General features: G+C 71.6%; 16 protein-coding genes. 9 read left to right on the plus strand and 7 right to left on the minus strand.

What is annotated here, in order from left to right:
* Positions 1–101 precede the first annotated feature (101 nt).
* Complete coding sequence (locus JOD51_RS15060; protein WP_204609907.1) at positions 102–1,919, plus strand: glycoside hydrolase family 15 protein; 1,818 nt, start codon at positions 102–104, stop codon at positions 1,917–1,919.
* A gap of 3 nt (positions 1,920–1,922) precedes the next feature.
* Here JOD51_RS15060 and JOD51_RS15065 read toward each other — a convergent pair whose 3' ends face one another.
* Complete coding sequence (locus tag JOD51_RS15065; protein ID WP_204609909.1) at positions 1,923–2,984, minus strand: sodium:calcium antiporter; 1,062 nt, start codon at positions 2,982–2,984, stop codon at positions 1,923–1,925.
* Between the two features lie 92 nt (positions 2,985–3,076).
* On the opposite strand from JOD51_RS15065, the gene JOD51_RS15070 reads away from it, so the two are divergent.
* Positions 3,077–3,682, plus strand: a complete 606-nt coding sequence (locus JOD51_RS15070; protein ID WP_204609911.1) for a DnaJ family domain-containing protein — start codon at positions 3,077–3,079, stop codon at positions 3,680–3,682.
* A gap of 114 nt (positions 3,683–3,796) precedes the next feature.
* Here JOD51_RS15070 and JOD51_RS15075 read toward each other — a convergent pair whose 3' ends face one another.
* Positions 3,797–4,480, minus strand: a complete 684-nt coding sequence (locus JOD51_RS15075; RefSeq protein ID WP_204607159.1) for a hypothetical protein — start codon at positions 4,478–4,480, stop codon at positions 3,797–3,799.
* A 208-nt stretch (positions 4,481–4,688) separates the two neighbouring features.
* Between JOD51_RS15075 and JOD51_RS15080 the strand changes: the two genes are divergently transcribed.
* The 5 genes from JOD51_RS15080 to JOD51_RS15100 all read left to right on the plus strand — a co-directional run bounded on the left by JOD51_RS15080 (position 4,689) and on the right by JOD51_RS15100 (position 9,715).
* A complete protein-coding gene (locus tag JOD51_RS15080; RefSeq protein ID WP_204609913.1) occupies positions 4,689–7,163 on the plus strand; it encodes a phosphoketolase family protein in 2,475 nt (824 codons plus the stop codon).
* 79 nt (positions 7,164–7,242) lie between these two features.
* Positions 7,243–7,737 carry a GtrA family protein gene (locus tag JOD51_RS15085; protein WP_259558641.1) on the plus strand — a complete coding sequence of 165 codons (495 nt, stop codon included), beginning with the start codon at positions 7,243–7,245 and terminating at the stop codon, positions 7,735–7,737.
* Positions 7,734–8,417 (plus strand): fumarylacetoacetate hydrolase family protein, encoded by a 684-nt coding sequence (locus JOD51_RS15090; protein ID WP_204609915.1) that lies wholly within the window; start codon positions 7,734–7,736, stop codon positions 8,415–8,417. The genes JOD51_RS15085 and JOD51_RS15090 overlap by 4 nt, the downstream gene beginning before the upstream one ends.
* A 160-nt stretch (positions 8,418–8,577) precedes the next feature.
* Positions 8,578–9,525 (plus strand): sugar phosphate isomerase/epimerase family protein, encoded by a 948-nt coding sequence (locus tag JOD51_RS15095; RefSeq protein ID WP_204609916.1) that lies wholly within the window; start codon positions 8,578–8,580, stop codon positions 9,523–9,525.
* Positions 9,526–9,535: 10 nt separating this feature from the next.
* Positions 9,536–9,715 (plus strand): hypothetical protein, encoded by a 180-nt coding sequence (locus JOD51_RS15100; RefSeq protein ID WP_204609917.1) that lies wholly within the window; start codon positions 9,536–9,538, stop codon positions 9,713–9,715.
* 73 nt (positions 9,716–9,788) lie between these two features.
* Here JOD51_RS15100 and JOD51_RS15105 read toward each other — a convergent pair whose 3' ends face one another.
* The 4 genes from JOD51_RS15105 to JOD51_RS15120 form a co-directional block, all read right to left on the minus strand.
* Complete coding sequence (locus JOD51_RS15105) at positions 9,789–10,010, minus strand: hypothetical protein (RefSeq protein WP_204609918.1); 222 nt, start codon at positions 10,008–10,010, stop codon at positions 9,789–9,791.
* 162 nt (positions 10,011–10,172) lie between these two features.
* Positions 10,173–12,668 carry an ATP-dependent DNA ligase gene (locus JOD51_RS15110; RefSeq protein WP_204609923.1) on the minus strand — a complete coding sequence of 832 codons (2,496 nt, stop codon included), beginning with the start codon at positions 12,666–12,668 and terminating at the stop codon, positions 10,173–10,175.
* Complete coding sequence (locus JOD51_RS15115) at positions 12,665–13,555, minus strand: SDR family oxidoreductase (RefSeq protein WP_204609925.1); 891 nt, start codon at positions 13,553–13,555, stop codon at positions 12,665–12,667. The genes JOD51_RS15110 and JOD51_RS15115 overlap by 4 nt, the downstream gene beginning before the upstream one ends.
* 104 nt (positions 13,556–13,659) lie before the next feature.
* Positions 13,660–14,193 carry a hypothetical protein gene (locus tag JOD51_RS15120; protein WP_204609927.1) on the minus strand — a complete coding sequence of 178 codons (534 nt, stop codon included), beginning with the start codon at positions 14,191–14,193 and terminating at the stop codon, positions 13,660–13,662.
* Positions 14,194–14,287: 94 nt separating this feature from the next.
* Here JOD51_RS15120 and ku point away from each other — a divergent pair, with 94 nt between their 5' ends.
* The gene (ku, locus tag JOD51_RS15125) at positions 14,288–15,337 is read left to right on the plus strand and encodes a non-homologous end joining protein Ku (protein WP_204609935.1); all 1,050 of its coding nucleotides are present in this window, start codon (positions 14,288–14,290) and stop codon (positions 15,335–15,337) included.
* Between the two features lie 80 nt (positions 15,338–15,417).
* On the plus strand, positions 15,418–16,032 hold the full coding sequence (locus tag JOD51_RS15130) for an antibiotic biosynthesis monooxygenase (protein ID WP_204609937.1): 615 nt from the start codon (positions 15,418–15,420) through the stop codon (positions 16,030–16,032).
* Between the two features lie 97 nt (positions 16,033–16,129).
* Here JOD51_RS15130 and JOD51_RS15135 read toward each other — a convergent pair whose 3' ends face one another.
* Positions 16,130–16,948: a cupin domain-containing protein gene (locus JOD51_RS15135; RefSeq protein ID WP_204609939.1), complete on the minus strand. Its 819-nt coding sequence runs from the start codon at positions 16,946–16,948 to the stop codon at positions 16,130–16,132.
* Positions 16,949–17,007: the final 59 nt, after the last annotated feature.

Consider the following 17,007-nt stretch of genomic DNA (forward strand, 5'->3'; position numbering starts at 1 on the left):
GAACCGAGCACCGTAGCGCGGCGGTGGCGCCCGGCGCAACCGCAGCGCCCGGGGTACGTCCGGTACGCGGCACACCGAGCCGGTACGGGCACGATGGGGTCATGACCGAACGGACACGGGACACCCCCGACGCCACCGAGAACGAGGAGCGGACCGACGGGTACGTCCCGCTCCGCTCCTACGGCGCGATCGGCGACGGTCGGACGGTGGCGCTGATCGCGCGCGACGGCCGCATCGACTGGCTCCCGATCCCGGGCATGGACTCACCCCCGGTCTTCGCGAGCATCGTCGACGCCGAGCACGGCGGACACATCGCCCTCCGCCCCGCGGACGGCGGCGCCGAGGTCGAGCGGCAGTACCTGCCCGGCACGAACGTGCTGGTCACCACGTGGACCACCCCGTCCGGCCAGGTCACCGTGACGGACGCGATGGTCACCGGTGTCGCCGGTCGTCTGCCCTGGGCCGAGATCGGCCGCTGCGTGCAGGGCGTCCGCGGTTCGGTCGAGATGGAGTGGGCGGTCGTGCCCGGCACGCTGCTCAACACCGCTGAGCCGAAGCGACTGGACACCGCCAACGGCACCGTGATCGGCATCGACGGGGTCACGATCGCGATCGTCGAGCAGGGCTTCGCGCCGGTGCACGACGACGGCCCCCGGTTCTCCGGCCGCTTCGAGACCACCGAGGGCTCGAAGCACATCCTGACGATCGTCGGCACGCACGACGAACCGATCTTCATGCCCGAACCGGAGCGCACGATGGCGGGCATCGACCGCACCATCGAGAACTGGTCGCAGTGGTCGTCGGAGTTCTCGTACGACGGGCCCTGGGCCGAGGCGGTGCAGCGGAGCGCCCTCGCGCTGAAGCTGCTCATCTACTCGCCCACCGGCGCGATCGCGGCGGCGCCGACCACGAGCCTGCCGGAGGACCGGACCGGCGGCAAGAACTGGGACTACCGCTTCGCCTGGGTGCGCGACCTGTCCTACACGGTGCACGCGCTGACCCGCTTCGGCCTGCGCGAGGAGACCCACGCGGCGGTCTCGTGGATGATGCGGACCATCGCCGACCACGACGAGACGATGCCGATCTTCTACCGGCTCGACGGCTCGAAGACCGACACGGTCGAGGAGCGCGACGTCCCCGGCTGGCAGGGCATCGGCCCGGTCACGGTCGGCAACCGGGCGGGCAACCAGCTGCAGCTCGGCGTCTGGGGCGACGTCTTCGAGATCATGCGGCAGTACGTCCGCGCCGGCAACGTCCTGGACCGGAAGACCGCACGGGTCCTGCAGGACCTGGCCGACGACGCCTGCCACCGCTGGGAGGAGGCGGACTCCGGCATGTGGGAGCTCGAGGACACCCAGCACTACGTGTCGAGCAAGATCGGCTGCTGGCAGGCACTCGACGCCGCCGCGGAACTGCACGAGGCCGGCATGATCGACGGCCCCCGCGACAAGTGGATCGAGAACCGCGAGCTCATCGAGCAGTGGGTCAGCGAGAACGGCTGGGACGAGGAGCGTGGGTACTACGTCATGTACCCGGGGTCCGACGCCCTGGACACCTCGATCCTGCTGCACGCCATGTCGGCGTTCGACCGTGGACCCCGGATGGAGTCGACGATCCGGGCCGTCGAGGAGCAGCTGCAGCGCGGCCCGCTCGTCTACCGCTACTCGGGCATCGAGGACGAGGAGTCCCCGTTCGTCGCGTGCTCGTTCTGGCTCGCGGCCGCGATGGCCTGCGTCGGTCGCCACGACGACGCCCGGCACCTGATGGACGAGATGGTCGACCAGGCGAACGAGGTCGGGCTGTTCAGCGAGATGATCAGCGAGGGCGGCGAGTTCATGGGCAACATCCCGCAGGGGCTGTCGCACCTGGCGCTCATCCAGGCAGCGCTGACGATCGAGGAGGTCGCCGCCGACGAGTGAGCGTCACGCCAGCGTGATCGCGACCAGTCCGGCGACGCCGACCAGGTACATCACGACGACGACGAACGAGTCGACGCCCATCCCGATGATCCGTCGCCGCGGCCGGAACACGAGTCCCACCGCGTAGACGACGGTCAGCAGTGCCGCGAGGGCGGTCAGGTACACGTCGCTGGCGTTCGCCTGCGGCAGCACCGCTTTGCCGGACAGCACCGTGGCGACGAGGAACAGCACCGGCAGGAAGGCGTTGCCGCCGAAGATGTCGGAGACCGCCAGGTTGTCGTCGCCCTGCTTGACGGCCTGGAGGCCCGTGGAGATCTCCGGCAGGCTCGTCGCCAGGGCCAGGACGGTCGCCCCGAAGAGCACGCCGGACAGCCCGATCTGACTCGACGCGGCGTCCCCGGCGCGTTCGAGCACGACACCGGCGACGAGGGTCGCGAGGGCCGACACCGCGAAGACGACCACCGCCTTCCGGGTGCTCATCGGCGTGGTGTCCTGCTTGCGGGTCCGGTGCCCGGAGGCGTGCGGGCTGGCGTCGGGTGCGTGGCCGCTCTCGTGCCACGGCAGCCCCTTGCTGGCGCGCTGCACCAGGAAGAGCCCGACCACCCAGATCAGGGCGATGAGCACCACGTCCGGGGTCAGCCGGGCGACGACCAGGTCCGGCGGGAGCTGGCTGCCGGCGATGACGACGGCGAGCACGGCGACGACGACGACCGCTTCGAGCACCAGGGTCAGCGACGCGGCACGGTAGGTGATCGGCTCGACGCCCTTCCCACGCTTGCCGAACGCGTCGAGGACGGCGATGACGACGGTCTGCAGGGCGATGCCGCCGAGGATGTTGCCTGCGGCGACCTCGATCGAGCCGGACAGCCCGGCACTGACGGTGATGGCGATCTCGGGCAGGTTCGTCGCGACGGCGAGCACGATGAGCCCGCCGAGTGCGCTGCCGAGGTGCAGGCGGGCGTCGAGGACGTCGGTCGTCCTGGACAGCTGGATGCCGGCGATCCAGATGACGGCGGCACCCGCGACGAAGACGACGGCGAGCAACCAGAGGGGCAGGGATTCCACGAGGGTGACGATGGCCCCCGGCGGCTGGGTCCGCCCGCGGTCCGGGGCCGCTGGGTGCCGTCGTCGGGTGTCCGGGGCATCATGGACGGACGATGGACGAGGTCGACGCCCGGATGGACCGCCTGCGGAAGGCTGCCCGGTACCGGTACCAGCAGCTCGTGGACAGCGAGGTCGAGCGGGGGTCGCTCGACCCCGACGAGGTGCGTGCGGAGCGCGAGGAACGGCAGCTGCTCAAGGCCGCCGACGTCGCCGCGCACGCCCGGGCGCGGATCGCCGAGGCCGAGCGCCGCGGCGTGTTCGCGGGCAACCCGTACCACGGCAAGCCACTGCCGGGGCTCGACGGCGACCACGACCCGGACTGGTGGATCAAGTCGAAGATCGAGCGCGAGGACATCCGCGGGATCGCCCCGCCGGCACTCGCCCTGCGCACCGAGGACGCCGAGCTCGACGACCACCTGGACGCACTCTCAGTGGAGTCGGACGTGCGGGACGTCCTGGTGGACTTCAACGCCCGGGTGAAGGAGGCCCGCCGCCAGCTGATGGGTGGGCCGCCGGTGGTCACGCCGATGCGGGACGTCGACGCCGAGGTCGTGCGGTGGCGGGACCGCCGGGAGGCCCGTGCGGCCGCCGCCGCGTCGGCTGCGGCCGCGCAGGCGGCCGGGACCCGACCACCCCGCTGGTGGCGCCGACGCGGATGAGGTGGGCCCGGCCTCCCCTCCGTGTGGCGGTGGGTCCGGGAACGCGAGAACGCCGCCCCGGTCGTGCCGGGGCGGCGTTCTCGTGGTGCTGGTGCGTCTGGTGACGCGTGGGTGTTACTTGATCTGGGCGGTGATGGTGGCGGTGCCGACGAGCAGGCCGCCCTTGACGGCGTCGGTCTTGAAGGTGCTGTTGAGCAGCTTCGCGGCGTCGTCGGAGATGTGCACGGTGGTGCCGGTGAGGATGGCGTTGTCGCCCTCGAGCTGCAGCGGCTTGAGCGTGCCACCGTGGAGCGAGAAGAGGTAGGCGTTGGAGACGGCGACCTTGCCGTTGACGAGGACGTCACCGGAGAGCTTCGAGGAGCCCGGGTTCACGACGAAGTTCTCGAGCGTGACGGTGGTGTCGCCGGCCTTGAGGGTCAGGCCGGAGTCGTCGTGGTTCAGCAGGCCCTGCACGTAGGGGCGGTACTTGCCGTCCGGGCTCCAGTAGGTGACCGAGCCGGAGGTGATCGGGAACGACACGGCGCCGTCGGCGAGCTTGGCGTTGCCGGAGACACCCGGGGTCAGCTTCAGCGAGGTGAGGGCGTCGGTGAAGCCCTTGTCGAGTGCGACGGAGGTGTTGCCGCCGAGGACCTCGGGGACCGAGGCGACCGGTGCGGGGATCTTCGACGCGGAGCTGGAGGAGACGGTGTGCACGGTCGGGGTGGACGCGTTGGCTGCGGTGATGCCGAAGCCGGCACCGCCCAGGACGATCGCGCCGGCGGTGGCGAGGGTGATCGTGTTCTTCAGGGACTTGCGCATGTCTTCATTCCTTTGCTTGAACGCGCTCGGCGCGGTTGGTGACAGCGCGCCGAACACACCCCTGCGACGGGGTGGAGAACCAGCGGTGAGCTGCTGGTGAGCGCTTGCGGGTGTTTCCCGGCTTGTGACAGTGATTCGGGGCCGTCCCCGGATCGGATTGGAGGGATTCCTGGATTTCCCGGATCGGTGTCCTCGTAGCCTGTGGAGCATGTCGACGACGCACTCCTCCACCGACCGGATCCGCGCGATCGACGCCTGGTGGCGCGCCGCGAACTACCTCACCGTCGGGCAGATCTACCTGCTCGACGACCCGCTGCTGGAACGGCCGCTCGAACCGGCCGACATCAAGCCGCGGCTGCTCGGGCACTGGGGCACCTCGCCCGCGCTGAACCTCGTGTACGCGCACCTCAACGCGGTGATCAGCGAGACCGGCCGCGACGTCCTGTACATCTGCGGCCCCGGGCACGGCGGCCCCGCGATGAACGCCAACGCCTGGCTCGAGGGCACCTGGAACGAGCTCTACCCCGACATCACGCCGGACACCGCCGGACTGCAGCGCTTCTTCCGGCAGTTCTCGTTCCCCGGCGGCATCCCCTCGCACGCGGCCCCGCAGACCCCCGGGTCGATCAACGAGGGCGGCGAGCTCGGCTACTCCCTCGCCCACGCCTACGGTGCAGCCCTCGACAACCCGGACCTCGTCGTCGCGTGCGTCGTCGGGGACGGTGAGGCCGAGACCGGACCGCTCGCCGCCTCGTGGCAGGCGCACACGTTCCTCGACCCGGTGTCGGACGGGGCGGTGCTGCCGATCCTCAACCTCAACGGCTGGAAGATCGCGAACCCGACGGTCCTCGCGCGCATCCCGGACGAGGACCTGCACTCGTACTTCCGCGGCCTGGGGTACGAGCCGATCGTGGTCGACTCCGGCCGTGTCGACCACGACCCCTTCGCCGTGCACGCCCTGTTCGACGGGGCACTCCGCCGTGCCCTGGCGACCATCGACGACATCCAGGCCGCCGCCCGCGCGCAGGCCGCCCGTGCCGCCGCCGGTGAGATGGCCGGCGCGGCCGACCTCCGCCCGCGCTGGCCGATGATCGTCCTGCGCACCCCCAAGGGCTGGACCGGGCCGAAGGTCGTCGACGGCCAGCAGGTCGAGGGCACCTTCCGCGCCCACCAGGTCCCGCTGCCGAACGTGCGCGAGGACGAGGGCCACCGCAGGCAGCTCGAGGAGTGGATGCGCTCCTACCGTCCGGAGGAGCTGTTCGACGAGGACGCCCGCCCGATCGGCATCCTCGACACCATCCGGCCCACCGGCGACACCCGGATGAGCGCCACCCCGCACGCGAACGGCGGCCGCATCCGCACCGCGCTCGACCGCCCCGCCCTGGAGCGGTTCGGGGTGCCCGCGGGCGAGGACGCCTCGGCCACCGGCACGCTCGGCCCCTGGATGGCCGAACTCATCCAGCGCAACCCGCAGGACTTCCGGCTGTTCGGCCCCGACGAGACGATCTCGAACAAGCTCGACGCGGTCTTCGACGTCACGAACCGCGTCTGGCGTGCCCGACGGGCCGAGGGCGACGAGCACCTGTCCGCACGCGGGCGGGTCATCGAGGTGCTCTCCGAACACCTGCTCGAGGGCATGCTCGAGGGCTACGTGCTGAGCGGTCGCCACGGCGTCCTCAACACGTACGAGGCGTTCGCCCACATCATCGACTCGATGGTCGGCCAGTACGCCAAGTGGCTCGAGTCCTCGACCGCCATCGACTGGCGCGCACCGGTGTCGAACCTGACGATCCTGCTGTCGTCGCACGTCTGGCGCCAGGACCACAACGGCTTCTCGCACCAGGACCCCGGGTTCCTGGACGTCGTCGCGTCCAAGCAGCAGGACCTCGTCCGCATCAAGCTGCCCGCCGACGCCAACACGCTGCTCGCCGTCGCCGCGCACGCCCTGGAGACCACGGACCGCATCGAGGTGATCGTCGCCGGCAAGCACCCCGAGCCGGTGTTCCTGTCGCTCGAGGACGCCGTCGCGCACGCCGACGCCGGCGTCGGGACCTGGGACTGGGCCGGCACCGAGCAGGAGGTCGGCCGCGTCGACGTCGTGCTCGTCAGCGCCGGCGACGTCCCGACCGTCGAGACCGTCGCCGCCGCGGACATCATCCGGAAGCACGCCCCCGACGTCGGCGTCCGCGTCGTGAACGTGGTCGACCTGCTCGCCATCGGCGACCCGCGGAAGCACGAGCACCCGATCAGCGACGACCGCTACGACGAGCTGTTCCTGCCCGGCACCCCCGCGGTGTTCGCCTTCCACGGGTACCCGACGCTCGTGCACCAGCTGACCTACCGCCGGCACGGGCACGACGACCTGCACGTGCACGGGTTCCTCGAGCAGGGCACCACCACGTCGCCGTTCGACATGCTCATCCGCAACGAGATGGACCGCTACGCCCTGGCCCACGACGCCCTCACCCGTGTCGCGGACGGCTCCGACCGGTTCGCCGACCTGCTCGCGACCCTCACCGACGCCCGCGCCGCAGCCCGGACCTTCGCCTACACGAACGGCGAAGACCACCGGGCGGTCGCCGGGTGGGCGTTCACCGGGTGGCCGCAGGACGAGTCGTCCGACGGCGGCACGGGCGGCGACCCCGGGCACGGCGAGACCGAGGGTGCGGCCCCCGGTGCCTGACCGTCCGGCTGAGCGGACTGCCGGTCCGGAAGGCGTGCCGGTCAGCGGGTTCCCGGCGACCCGGGTCTAGGGTTGGCCGGTGCAGTCGTTCTCCGTCCGGTCGCTCGTCGAACACCCGGCGCTCCGGTTCCTGGTCGTGGGTGGCCTGGGCTTCGTCATCACGATGGGCATCAACTACGGGTTGAAGTTCTTCGTCATCCCGCAGCACCCGGTCACCGCCCTGTCGATCGGCATCATCGTCGCGACGGTGTTCTCCTACTTCCTCAACAAGAAGTGGTCGTTCGGCGACCGCGGTGAACTGCACACCGGACACGAGCTGCTGCTCTTCCTGATCGTCAGCCTGATCGGCGTCGCGCTGAACTCCGCACCGCTCTGGATCTCCCGGTACGTCCTCGGGCTCGAGGTGCCGAACGTCTCGCTCGCCGGGCAGGAACTGGCGGACTTCATCAGCGGCCCCGTGATCGGCACGCTCATCGCGATGGGCTTCCGGTACTGGGCGATGAACCGGTTCGTCTTCCCGGCGCAGTCGGCCGAGCCGTCGCAGCCGGCGCAACCGGCCACCCTGGACGCGTGAGCGACCTCGTCGTCCCGGCCCCGAGCCTCCCGTCCGTCGCCACGACCGACGGCGGCCGGTTCCCGGTCCGGCGCATCCACTGCGTCGGCCGCAACTACGCTGCGCACGCGCGCGAGATGGGGCACGACCCCGACCGTGAGCCGCCCTTCTTCTTCGGCAAGCCCGCCGACGCGGTCGTCACCGACGGACGCGACACCCCGTACCCGACGCTGACCACGCAGCTGGAGCACGAGGTCGAACTCGTCGTCGCGCTCCGTGCCGGCGGACAGGACGTCGCCGTGGCCGACGCCCTCGACCTGGTCTGGGGCTACGCGGTCGGCATCGACCTGACCCGGCGTGACCTGCAGGCCGAGGCCAAGCGCCTCGGGCGGCCGTGGGACCTCGCCAAGGGGTTCGACCACTCCGCACCGATCGGCACGATCGTCCCGGCTGCCGGCGTCGATCCGACCACCGGCGGCATCACGCTGCACGTCGACGGGGAACTGCGGCAGTCCGGGGACCTCGCCGACCAGGTCTGGTCCGTCGCCGAGACCATCGCCGCGCTGTCCCGGGCCGTCCGTCTGGAGGCCGGGGACCTGCTGTTCACCGGCACCCCGGACGGCGTCGGACCCGTGTCCCGCGGCTCGGTGCTGCGCGGGACGATCGCCGGCGTCGGCACCGTCGAGACGCGGATCGTCTGACCCGTCGGGCTGGGAGCGTTCCGAGCGACCGGGCGTAGAACCGGCCCTGACGCTGCGTGGTGCACGGGGAAGGGGCCCGGGCCCGGCAGTCGTCCGCAGACAGGGTGTGCGGCAGCTGCAACGACGCAGTCGAGCACGTCCGGATCATGGAGGTGGTCCGGTGGAGGAACACGACCTGCTCGCCACGTCGTCGACGTGGGCCGGGGACGGGGCCGTCGGCGAGCGCATCAGCGCCGTGGGCCGTGCCGGGTTCGCCGGGCTCGGCCTGGCACTCGACGACCTGCTCGAGGTCCGCGCCACCCTCGGGTTCGGCGTGCTCCGGCGGATGCTCGACGACGCCGGCGTGGTCTGGGTCCAGGTCGGGACGCTCGGCCACTGGTGGGCCGCCGACGCCGAGCACGACGCCGACCGCGGGGTGCTCCTGGAAGCCGCCGCGACCCTCCGTGCCGGACAGGTCGTCGTCCGCGCCGACCACTCGGTCCCGGCCGCACCGCTGCCCGTGATGGCCGAGGCGTGGGACCGCCTCGCCGTCCAGGCCGAGGGCGTCGGGGCGCGGCTCGTCCTGCATCCGGAGCCGTGGTCGAACCTGGCGACCGTCGAGCGGGCCTCCCGCTTCGTCGCAGCCGGGCACCCGAACGGTCGGCTGCTCCTCGACGCCATGCACGCCCTCCGCGGTGGCTCGACCCTGGGCTCGATCGGGCAGGGGGTCGTGCCGTCCACCCTCGCCGCGGTGGAACTCAGCGACGGACTGCTGCACACCCCGAACGGGATGACCCTGGCGGACGAGTCGCGGAACGGGCGCTACCTGCCCGGCACCGGGGCGTGGGACCTGCCGGGGTTCATCCGGACCGTCCGCGGCCTGGGGTTCGACGAGCCCTGGGGTGTCGCGGTGCGGACACCGGCACTCCGGGCGATGCCCCTCGCCGAGGCGCTGCGCGTGGCGGCTGCCGCGACCCGTGCGGTGCTCGACGCGGCCGATGCGCACGGCGGCACACCGGCGCCCGCGATGCCGACCTCGGTGGCGCCGACCTCCGCCGTGGACTACGACGGACCGCGGACCGACACAGCCCGCGGCGCCCGCCGAGCCGATCCAGCGACCTCCGCGTAGCGTGGCGGCCATGACTGATCAGGCACACCCCGGCAACGACGACGCACTGCAGGCTTCGCAGGAGGCCATCGACGAGGCGAAGGCGGCCGCGGCGGACGCCGGGCACGCGGACGAGCGTGCTGCCGCCGAGGAGGACCTGCCGCTCGAGTCCGGTTCGGCTGCCGCGGACGGTCCCGCGCCCGCGGCCTGAGCCCGTCATCGACCCGGGTCGGTCAGCTGCTCGGGTCTGTCGACTGCTCGGGTCGCTCAGGTGCTCGGGTCTGTCAGCTGCTCGGGTCTGTCGACTGCTGTCGGTCGTCGACCTGGTCGCCGAGGAAGTCGGCGTAGGTCGCCTCGTGCTCGCCGCCCGCATCCACCAGCCGGCGGCCGCCCGACCGGCCGTCGAGACCTGATCCCGTCGTGCCGTCCTGGTCGTCCCGCTGATCTGCGGTCGTGTCTCCGCGCTGCCCCCGGGTGAACGGCGGGAGGTACTTGCTCGCGTCCATGTCGCGTCCTTCCGTCCCGAGGAACGTAACAGCCAGCCCCTGCCCGGCCCAGGACGCCGCCGCAAACGTCCCCCGAGGACCACGGCAACGGGGGACGGAAGTTCGCCCCCGGCGGACCCCATGCTCACGCATGCGGATTCCGGAGTGGGCGAGGACGCCGTCTCACTCGCGCACGACGTCACCGGGGTCCTTGTCGGATCGCCAGCCACGCCACGAGGGCTGCCGGAGTCGCCCGTCGCCCGTCCACTCGGCGAACTCGACCTCGCCCACCCGTTCGGGTCGGACCCAGTGCGCGTCGCGGGCGTCCGGCCGGGGCACGTCGACGAACGGCGGGGCGTCCTGCTCGAGGTCGTCGAGCACCGCCCCGATCTCGTCGAGGTCCCGGTCGCGGAACCCGGTGCCGACCTTGCCGACGTAGACCAGGCCGTCGTCGCCGGGGATCCCGAGCAGCAGGGACCCGATCCCGCCCGCACGCCGACCCGCTCCGGGCTTCCAGCCGCCGACGACGACCTCTTGCGTCGCGTGGTGCTTGAGCTTGAGCCAGGACTCGGAGCGGCGCCCCTCGACGTACCGGGAGGACCGCTTCTTCGCCACGACGCCTTCCAGCCGGCGCTTCCGGGACTCGGTCATCGCGCCGTCGAGGTCACCGTCGAACTCGGGCGGGACGTCGATCGCGCCGCCGGGTTCGACGACCGTCCGCAGGGCTTCCCGTCGTGCGGTGTACCCGAGCCGGGTGAGTTCGTGACCGTCGGCTTCGAGCACGTCGAACAGCAGCAGGTGCACGGGTGTCGTGGCCTGGGCAGCGCTGACCTCTCGCGGCTTCGTGACGCCCATCCGGTTCTGCAGCAGCTGGAACGACGGCCGTCCGTGCTCGTCGAGCGCGACGATCTCACCGTCGAACACCCCGTCGACTCCGGCGTGCTCGGCGAGCTCCTGCAGCTCCGGGTACTGGTCGGTGAGGTCGTTGCCGTTGCGGCTGCGCAGCCGGACCGTGCCGTCGCGGACGGTGGCGAGGGCGCGGACGCCGTCCCACTTCATCTCGAACGCCCAGTGCTCGAGGTCGAGGGCGGGAGCACCCTTCTGCACGGACGCCTGCATCGTCCGGCGGTGGTCCGGCGCGGTGTCCGACTCCGCCGCCCGCTCGATCCGTGCGGCAGCGGGACGCCCGGGGCCGGGTGCGTCGCCGTCCGTGGCGGGCTGGTCCTTCGTGCGGTGGACGAGCCAGCTCTTCTCGTCCCCGGACCGACCGCGGCCGTGTCCGCGGGTGTGCAGGAGCGCGAGCCGCCGCACGCCGTTCGTCCGCCCGTGCAGGGTGACGATGACCTCTTCGTCCTCGCGCCACTTCTCGAGCTCGTAGGTGCCGTCGTCCCAGATCGTCACGGTGCCGCCGCCGTACTCGCCCGCGGGGATGATCCCCTCGAAGCCGCCGTACTCCAGCGGGTGGTCCTCGGTGTGGACGGCCAGGTGGTTCGCCCCGGGGTCGGTCGGTTCGCCCTTCGGCAGCGCCCAGCTGACCAGGACGCCGTCGTGCTCCAGGCGGAAGTCGTAGTGGTTGCGGGTGGCGTGGTGCTCCTGGACGACGAAGGTCGGCGTGCCGTCGGTCCGGACCGTCGGGGAGCCCTGCGGGACCGGCTCCGGGGTCTTCGTCGCGTCGCGCTTGGCGCGGTAGGTCGTCAGGCGGTCCTGCTGCTCCTGTCGTTCCTGGCGCTCCCGCTCGTTCACCGCCGCGGTCCGGGCGCCGTCCCAGTGCCCGGAGTCCGCACGCCCGACGCCGAGCGAGGCCGCGGCGACCGGGTGCAGCAGGTCACCGAGGTCCGGCATGCGCTCGAGGACCTGGTCGAGGCTCAGCTGCGTCAACCCGGGCTCGGTCAGTTCTTGCCAGGTCCGGGGTGCCGCGACCGTCGGGTGCGATCGACCACGCAGCGAGTACGGCGCGATGGTCGTCTTGTTGCCGTTGTTCTGCGACCAGTCGACGAACACCTTGCCGGCTCGCTCGGCCCGGCTCATCGACGACAGCACCAGGTCCGGCATGTCCTGTTCGAGCGCTCCGGCCAGCTCGTGGGCGACCTCGGACACCTGCTGCGCCGTCGCCGTGCCGTCGAGGGCCGTGTACAGGTGGATGCCCTTCGACCCGGACGTCACCGGGTACGGCTCGAGCCCCATGCCCTGCAGCACCGCGCGGGCCGCGAGCGCCACCTCGACGCACTCGGGCAGCCCGACGCCGTCCCCGGGGTCCAGGTCGAGCACGAGCCGATCCGGGTCCTGGTGTCCACCACGCGGGCCGAACCGCCACTGCGGCACGTGCAGCTCGAGCGACGCCTGCTGCGCCATCCACACCAGGGTCGGCAGGTCGTCGACGACCGGGTACTCGACGTCGTGGTGCTCGTGGTGGATGGTGTGGTGCCGGATCCACTCGGGTGCGGAGTCGGGCAGGTTCTTCTCGAAGAAGACCTTGCCGTCGACGCCGTTCGCCCACCGCTTCCGGGTCATCGGGCGGCCGGTGACGTGCGGGATCATCCACGGGGCGATCCGCTCGTAGTAGGCGACCACCTGCCCCTTGGTCGTGCCGGTCTCCGGGTAGAGCACCTTGTCGAGGTTCGTCAGCGCCAGCCGCCGGTCCCCCACCTGCACGGTGGTCTTCTTCGCGACCGGGCTCACAACGCGACCCCCGTGGCACCGCCGACCGTGAGGGTGGTGCCCGACGTGTAGGACGACTCGGGTCCGGCCAGGTGGACGTAGGCGCTGGCGAGTTCGACGGGCTGCGCCGGTCGGCCGAACGGGGTGTCCTGTCCGTACGCGGCGATCTCGTCACCGGGGTAGCTGATCGGCTGCAGCGGGGTCCACACCGGGCCGGGGACCACGGTGTTCGCCCGGATGCCCCTCGGCGCGAGCTGCCGTGCGAGCCCGTTCGTGTACGTGATGATGGCGGCCTTCGTGGCGGCGTAGTCGATCATCCGGTCCTGCGGCTCGTACGCCGACACCGAGCTCGTGGTGACGATCGCACTGCCCGGGGCCAGGTGCGGGACCGCGGCACGGGTCAGCCAGAACAACGAGTACAGGTTGACCTTCATGGTGTGGTCGAAGTCGTCGGTGCTCTGCTCGGTGATGTCGGCGTGCACCTTCTGGTGTCCGGCGACCAGGACCAGGGCGTCGAGTCCACCGAGCAGGTCGACGGCGGTGCGGACGAGTTCGGTGCAGAACGACTCGTCCGTCAGGTCACCCGGCAGCATGACCGCCTTCCGTCCCACGTCGGCGATGACGTCACGGACCTCGGTGAGGTCGTCGAGTTCTTCCGGCAGGGCGTTCAGGGCGACGTCGGCCCCTTCCTTCGCCATCGCGATCGCGGCGGCCCGACCGATGCCGGAGTCCGCCCCGGTGACCAGGACTCGGTAGCCGCGCATCCGGCCGGTGCCCTGGTACGACGTCTCACCGTGGTCGGCCGGCGGGTCGAGGTCCGCCGCCCGTCCGGATCCCTGCTGCGTCTGCGCGGGGAACGGCGGCCGCGCGTACTGGTCACGTGGGTCCTGCTTGTCGAGCTGGCTCATGGGCCCATCGTGCTCGCGGAGCCGGACCGGCGACCCAGGAGCGGCGCGGTCCGTGGAGAACGCGGGGCGGGCCTCCCGGCTGTGCAGGAGAGGACCGGCCGACGTCAGACGGACGCGACCACGCGCGCCGGTGCGTCGAGCAGGCGTCGTGCCGCCGGGCGCACCCTGCGCACCTGCACGAACTGGAACCCCGCCAGGACTGCCCACACCGCGGCGAACGCCCAGTCGCGTGTCTCCCCGGAGATCGCGAGGGCGGCCCACAGGCACGCGACCACCGCGGCGGCCCAAGCGCCGAACAGCTGCCGTGAGGAGTCGCCGAGCAGCTGGCGGACCCGCGGACGCCACACGGTGTCGGGGACCTCGTCCGGCACGCGGCCGGACCGGACCCAGGCTCGCGTCTCGAGGAGAGTGGTCCGGCCGCCACGAGCCCACCACGCGCGCAGCACGGCCACGGGGATGACCACGGCGAGCGCCACGCCGATGACGACGACCGTCACCCAGGCGAAGGGCCTGTCGGCCGTCAGGCCCGCCCCGACTCCGATCGCCAGCCCGACCGCCGCGCCGAACGCGAGCTGCGCCCACCCGGCTGCGTAAAGTCGGTCCCCCGTCGTCACCGTCGCACTGCGTTCCCCCGTCATGGAGCGGGACGATACGCCCGTCTGCTCCGCACCGCACCTGCCGGTCTGCTCAGAACTGGGGGTCGCCTCGCGCGCGTGCGAGCATCATGAGCGGATGAGGTCGATCTGGAAGGGCTCCATCGCGTTCGGGCTCGTCAACGTGCCCATCAAGGTCTACGCGGCGACCGAGACGCACGACGTCTCCCTGCACCAGATCCACGACGAGGACAAGGCCCGCATCCGCTACAAGCGGGTCTGCGAGCTCGGGCACGAGGTCGAGTACGGCGACATCCAGCGCGCGTACGACGACGGTGAGAAGACGGTCGTCCTGACGCCCGACGACTTCAAGCAGCTGCCGCAGGAGCAGTCGCACGAGATCGAGGTCCTGGAGTTCGTCCCCGTCGACCAGGTCGACCCGATGATGTTCGAGAAGACGTACTACCTGGAGCCGGACTCCCGCTCCCCGAAGGCGTACGTGCTGCTCCGGAGGACGCTCGAGCAGACCGACCGGCTGGCGATCGTGCAGTTCACCCTGCGGCAGAAGACCCGGCTCGGGGTGCTCCGCGTGCACGACGATGTGCTGCTGCTGCAGGGGCTGCTGTGGGGTGACGAGGTCCGGCCCGCCGACTTCGCGGCGCTGGACACGTCCGTGAAGGTCAGCGCGAACGAACTGAAGATGTCGTCCTCGCTGGTCGAGAGCATGTCCACCGACTTCGACCCGGACCGCTACACGGACGAGTACCAGGAGGAGCTGCAGCAGCTCATCGACGCCAAGCTCGAGGCGGGCGACGACGTCGACACCGCCGAGACGTTCGGCGAGCAGGCATCGTCGGACGACGACGATGCGGGCGGCGACGTCATCGACCTGATGGCCGCCCTGCGCGCGTCGGTCGACAAGAACCGTGGCGGTGGGTCCCGGTCGGGAGGCTCGGGGTCGCGTTCCTCGGGAAGCTCGCGATCGCGCGCGGCCGGCTCCCATGAGGACTCGGACGGCTCGGGCGATGACGCGGATGGTTCCGGCGACCGGAACCCGGCAGCGAAGCGGACTGCGGCAGCGAAGGCGCCCGCGAAGAAGGCACCGGCGAAGAAGGAACCCGCGAAGAAGGAACCCGCGGCGAAGGAGCCGGCGGCGAAGCGCGCTCCCGCTAAGAAGAAGGCGAGCTGACGGCCTCCCGTCCCGGTTGCCGTTGCGCTCGCAGTCCGGTCGTCATGCGCGTGTAACACGTGGAGCGCGACACTTGTCGGATGACTCCACAAGAGCCGTTCAGCTTGCAATCGTCACCCGAGATCGCCGGCCCACCCGTGACCGTGTCCATCACCCGCCTGGTCGAACCCGAACGGATCCCCGAGGTCACCCGCTGGGTGCAGTCCGGCGTGAACCTCGCCAACCGCTACCCCGGGTTCCTCGGATCCGGGTGGGTCCGCTCCACCGCGCGGTCTCGCGAGTGGCACATGCTCTACCGTTTCGCCGACCACGACTCCCTGTCCACGTGGGAGAACTCTGACGACCGGCTGCGGTGGCTCGACCTGGGACGGGACATGGTCGTGGAGTCCCGCGTCGAGAAGCGGACCGGCATCGAGGGGTGGTTCGACGTCCCGCAGGACGCCCCGGCCTCGAGCGCCCCGCCGCGGTGGAAGCAGGCGGTGAGCATCTGGCTCGGGTTCTTCCCCGTCAACCTGGTCTTCACGGTCCTGGTCGGCTGGCTGCTGCCGTCCTTCGCGCACCTGGCGGCGCTGCCCCGGGTGCTCGTCACGACGCTGGTGCTCACGCCGATCATGACGTTCTGGGTGCTGCCGTTCGTGACGACGCTGATCCGCCCCTGGTTGCTGGCCCCGCCCCGCCGCCCCCGCCGCCCCTGATCGCAAAACGCAACGTCGGCGGCTGCCCGCAACGGGATACCGCTGCGAGGAGGCGCCGACGTTGCGTTTCGCGGGGTGCGTTTCGCGGGGTGGCGGGTCAGCTCGCCGTGCCGGAGGCGGCGGCGCGCGCAGCGAGCCCGGCGAACGTGGCGTCGTGGGTCTGCCGCAGGGCAGTCCAGCCCGCGGTGACGTCGATCGACTCCTGGCCCGCGACCGGTGCGGCGAACCCGTGCTGCGCTCGGGGAACCGCGTCCCCGGGCAGCCGGAGCTCCTGCGTGAACGCGCCGGTGTCCGCCGCGAAGGTCAGGGTGTGCGCGGCGACGTTGCTGCCCCAGTCCGAGGACGGCCACGACATGAAGGCCACGTGGCGGGGCGGGGTGACCGCGTCAATGGCTGTGGCGGAGACGTAGCAGCCGTGGTGGTCCTCTCCCGGCGAGAGGATCGTGTACGTGCCGTTGTCGCGGTAGACCAGCAGCGCCTCCGCGAACGGCTTCGGCCCGTACATGGCGGTGTAGCGCAGCGCGTGCACGAACACGGGCAGACCGAGGGGCACGGAGACGAGTGCGCTGCGCACCGGCCCGACGGTGGCCGGCGGCTCGGTGGGCGTCGCGAGCTCCGTGCCGGGCAGGCGGTGCGCGACGTACAGCAACTCGGTGTCGTCCGTGCCGGTGGCCCGACCCTCGTGGACGACGTGCGGGTCCTCGACGAGCGCTCGACCGGGGCCGACGGTGTGCGTCGCCTCCGGGCTGGCGTGCGTCAGTTCCCCCCGGACGACGAGACCCGTCTGGCGGGCGTCGTGCCGGTGCCACCCGGTCGTGGACCCGGGCGGGAACACCGCGTGCCGGACCTCGTAGGTGCTGCCGTCGGGTCCGTCGACGGTGGCGAGCAGGGTGGTGGTGGGGGCGAGTCCGGTCATCGTGGTCCTCTCGGTAACTGGGCTGTCGATCGATCGTGGTGCACCGTTCTGGGACGGTG

The organism is Curtobacterium herbarum (genome assembly GCF_016907335.1).
Classification (GTDB): domain Bacteria; phylum Actinomycetota; class Actinomycetes; order Actinomycetales; family Microbacteriaceae; genus Curtobacterium; species Curtobacterium herbarum.

What these genes read in the sequence shown, in the direction of transcription:
- JOD51_RS15060 (WP_204609907.1), top strand. Translation starts at nt 102, where the DNA reads ATGACCGAACGGACACGGGACACCCCCGACGCCACCGAGAACGAGGAG.
- JOD51_RS15070 (WP_204609911.1), top strand. Translation starts at nt 3,077, where the DNA reads ATGGACGAGGTCGACGCCCGGATGGACCGCCTGCGGAAGGCTGCCCGG.
- JOD51_RS15075 (WP_204607159.1), bottom strand. Translation starts at nt 4,480, where the DNA reads ATGCGCAAGTCCCTGAAGAACACGATCACCCTCGCCACCGCCGGCGCG.
- JOD51_RS15080 (WP_204609913.1), top strand. Translation starts at nt 4,689, where the DNA reads ATGTCGACGACGCACTCCTCCACCGACCGGATCCGCGCGATCGACGCC.
- JOD51_RS15100 (WP_204609917.1), top strand. Translation starts at nt 9,536, where the DNA reads ATGACTGATCAGGCACACCCCGGCAACGACGACGCACTGCAGGCTTCG.
- JOD51_RS15105 (WP_204609918.1), bottom strand. Translation starts at nt 10,010, where the DNA reads ATGGACGCGAGCAAGTACCTCCCGCCGTTCACCCGGGGGCAGCGCGGA.
- JOD51_RS15115 (WP_204609925.1), bottom strand. Translation starts at nt 13,555, where the DNA reads ATGAGCCAGCTCGACAAGCAGGACCCACGTGACCAGTACGCGCGGCCG.
- JOD51_RS15120 (WP_204609927.1), bottom strand. Translation starts at nt 14,193, where the DNA reads ATGACGGGGGAACGCAGTGCGACGGTGACGACGGGGGACCGACTTTAC.
- ku (WP_204609935.1), top strand. Translation starts at nt 14,288, where the DNA reads ATGAGGTCGATCTGGAAGGGCTCCATCGCGTTCGGGCTCGTCAACGTG.
- JOD51_RS15130 (WP_204609937.1), top strand. Translation starts at nt 15,418, where the DNA reads ATGACTCCACAAGAGCCGTTCAGCTTGCAATCGTCACCCGAGATCGCC.
- JOD51_RS15135 (WP_204609939.1), bottom strand. Translation starts at nt 16,948, where the DNA reads ATGACCGGACTCGCCCCCACCACCACCCTGCTCGCCACCGTCGACGGA.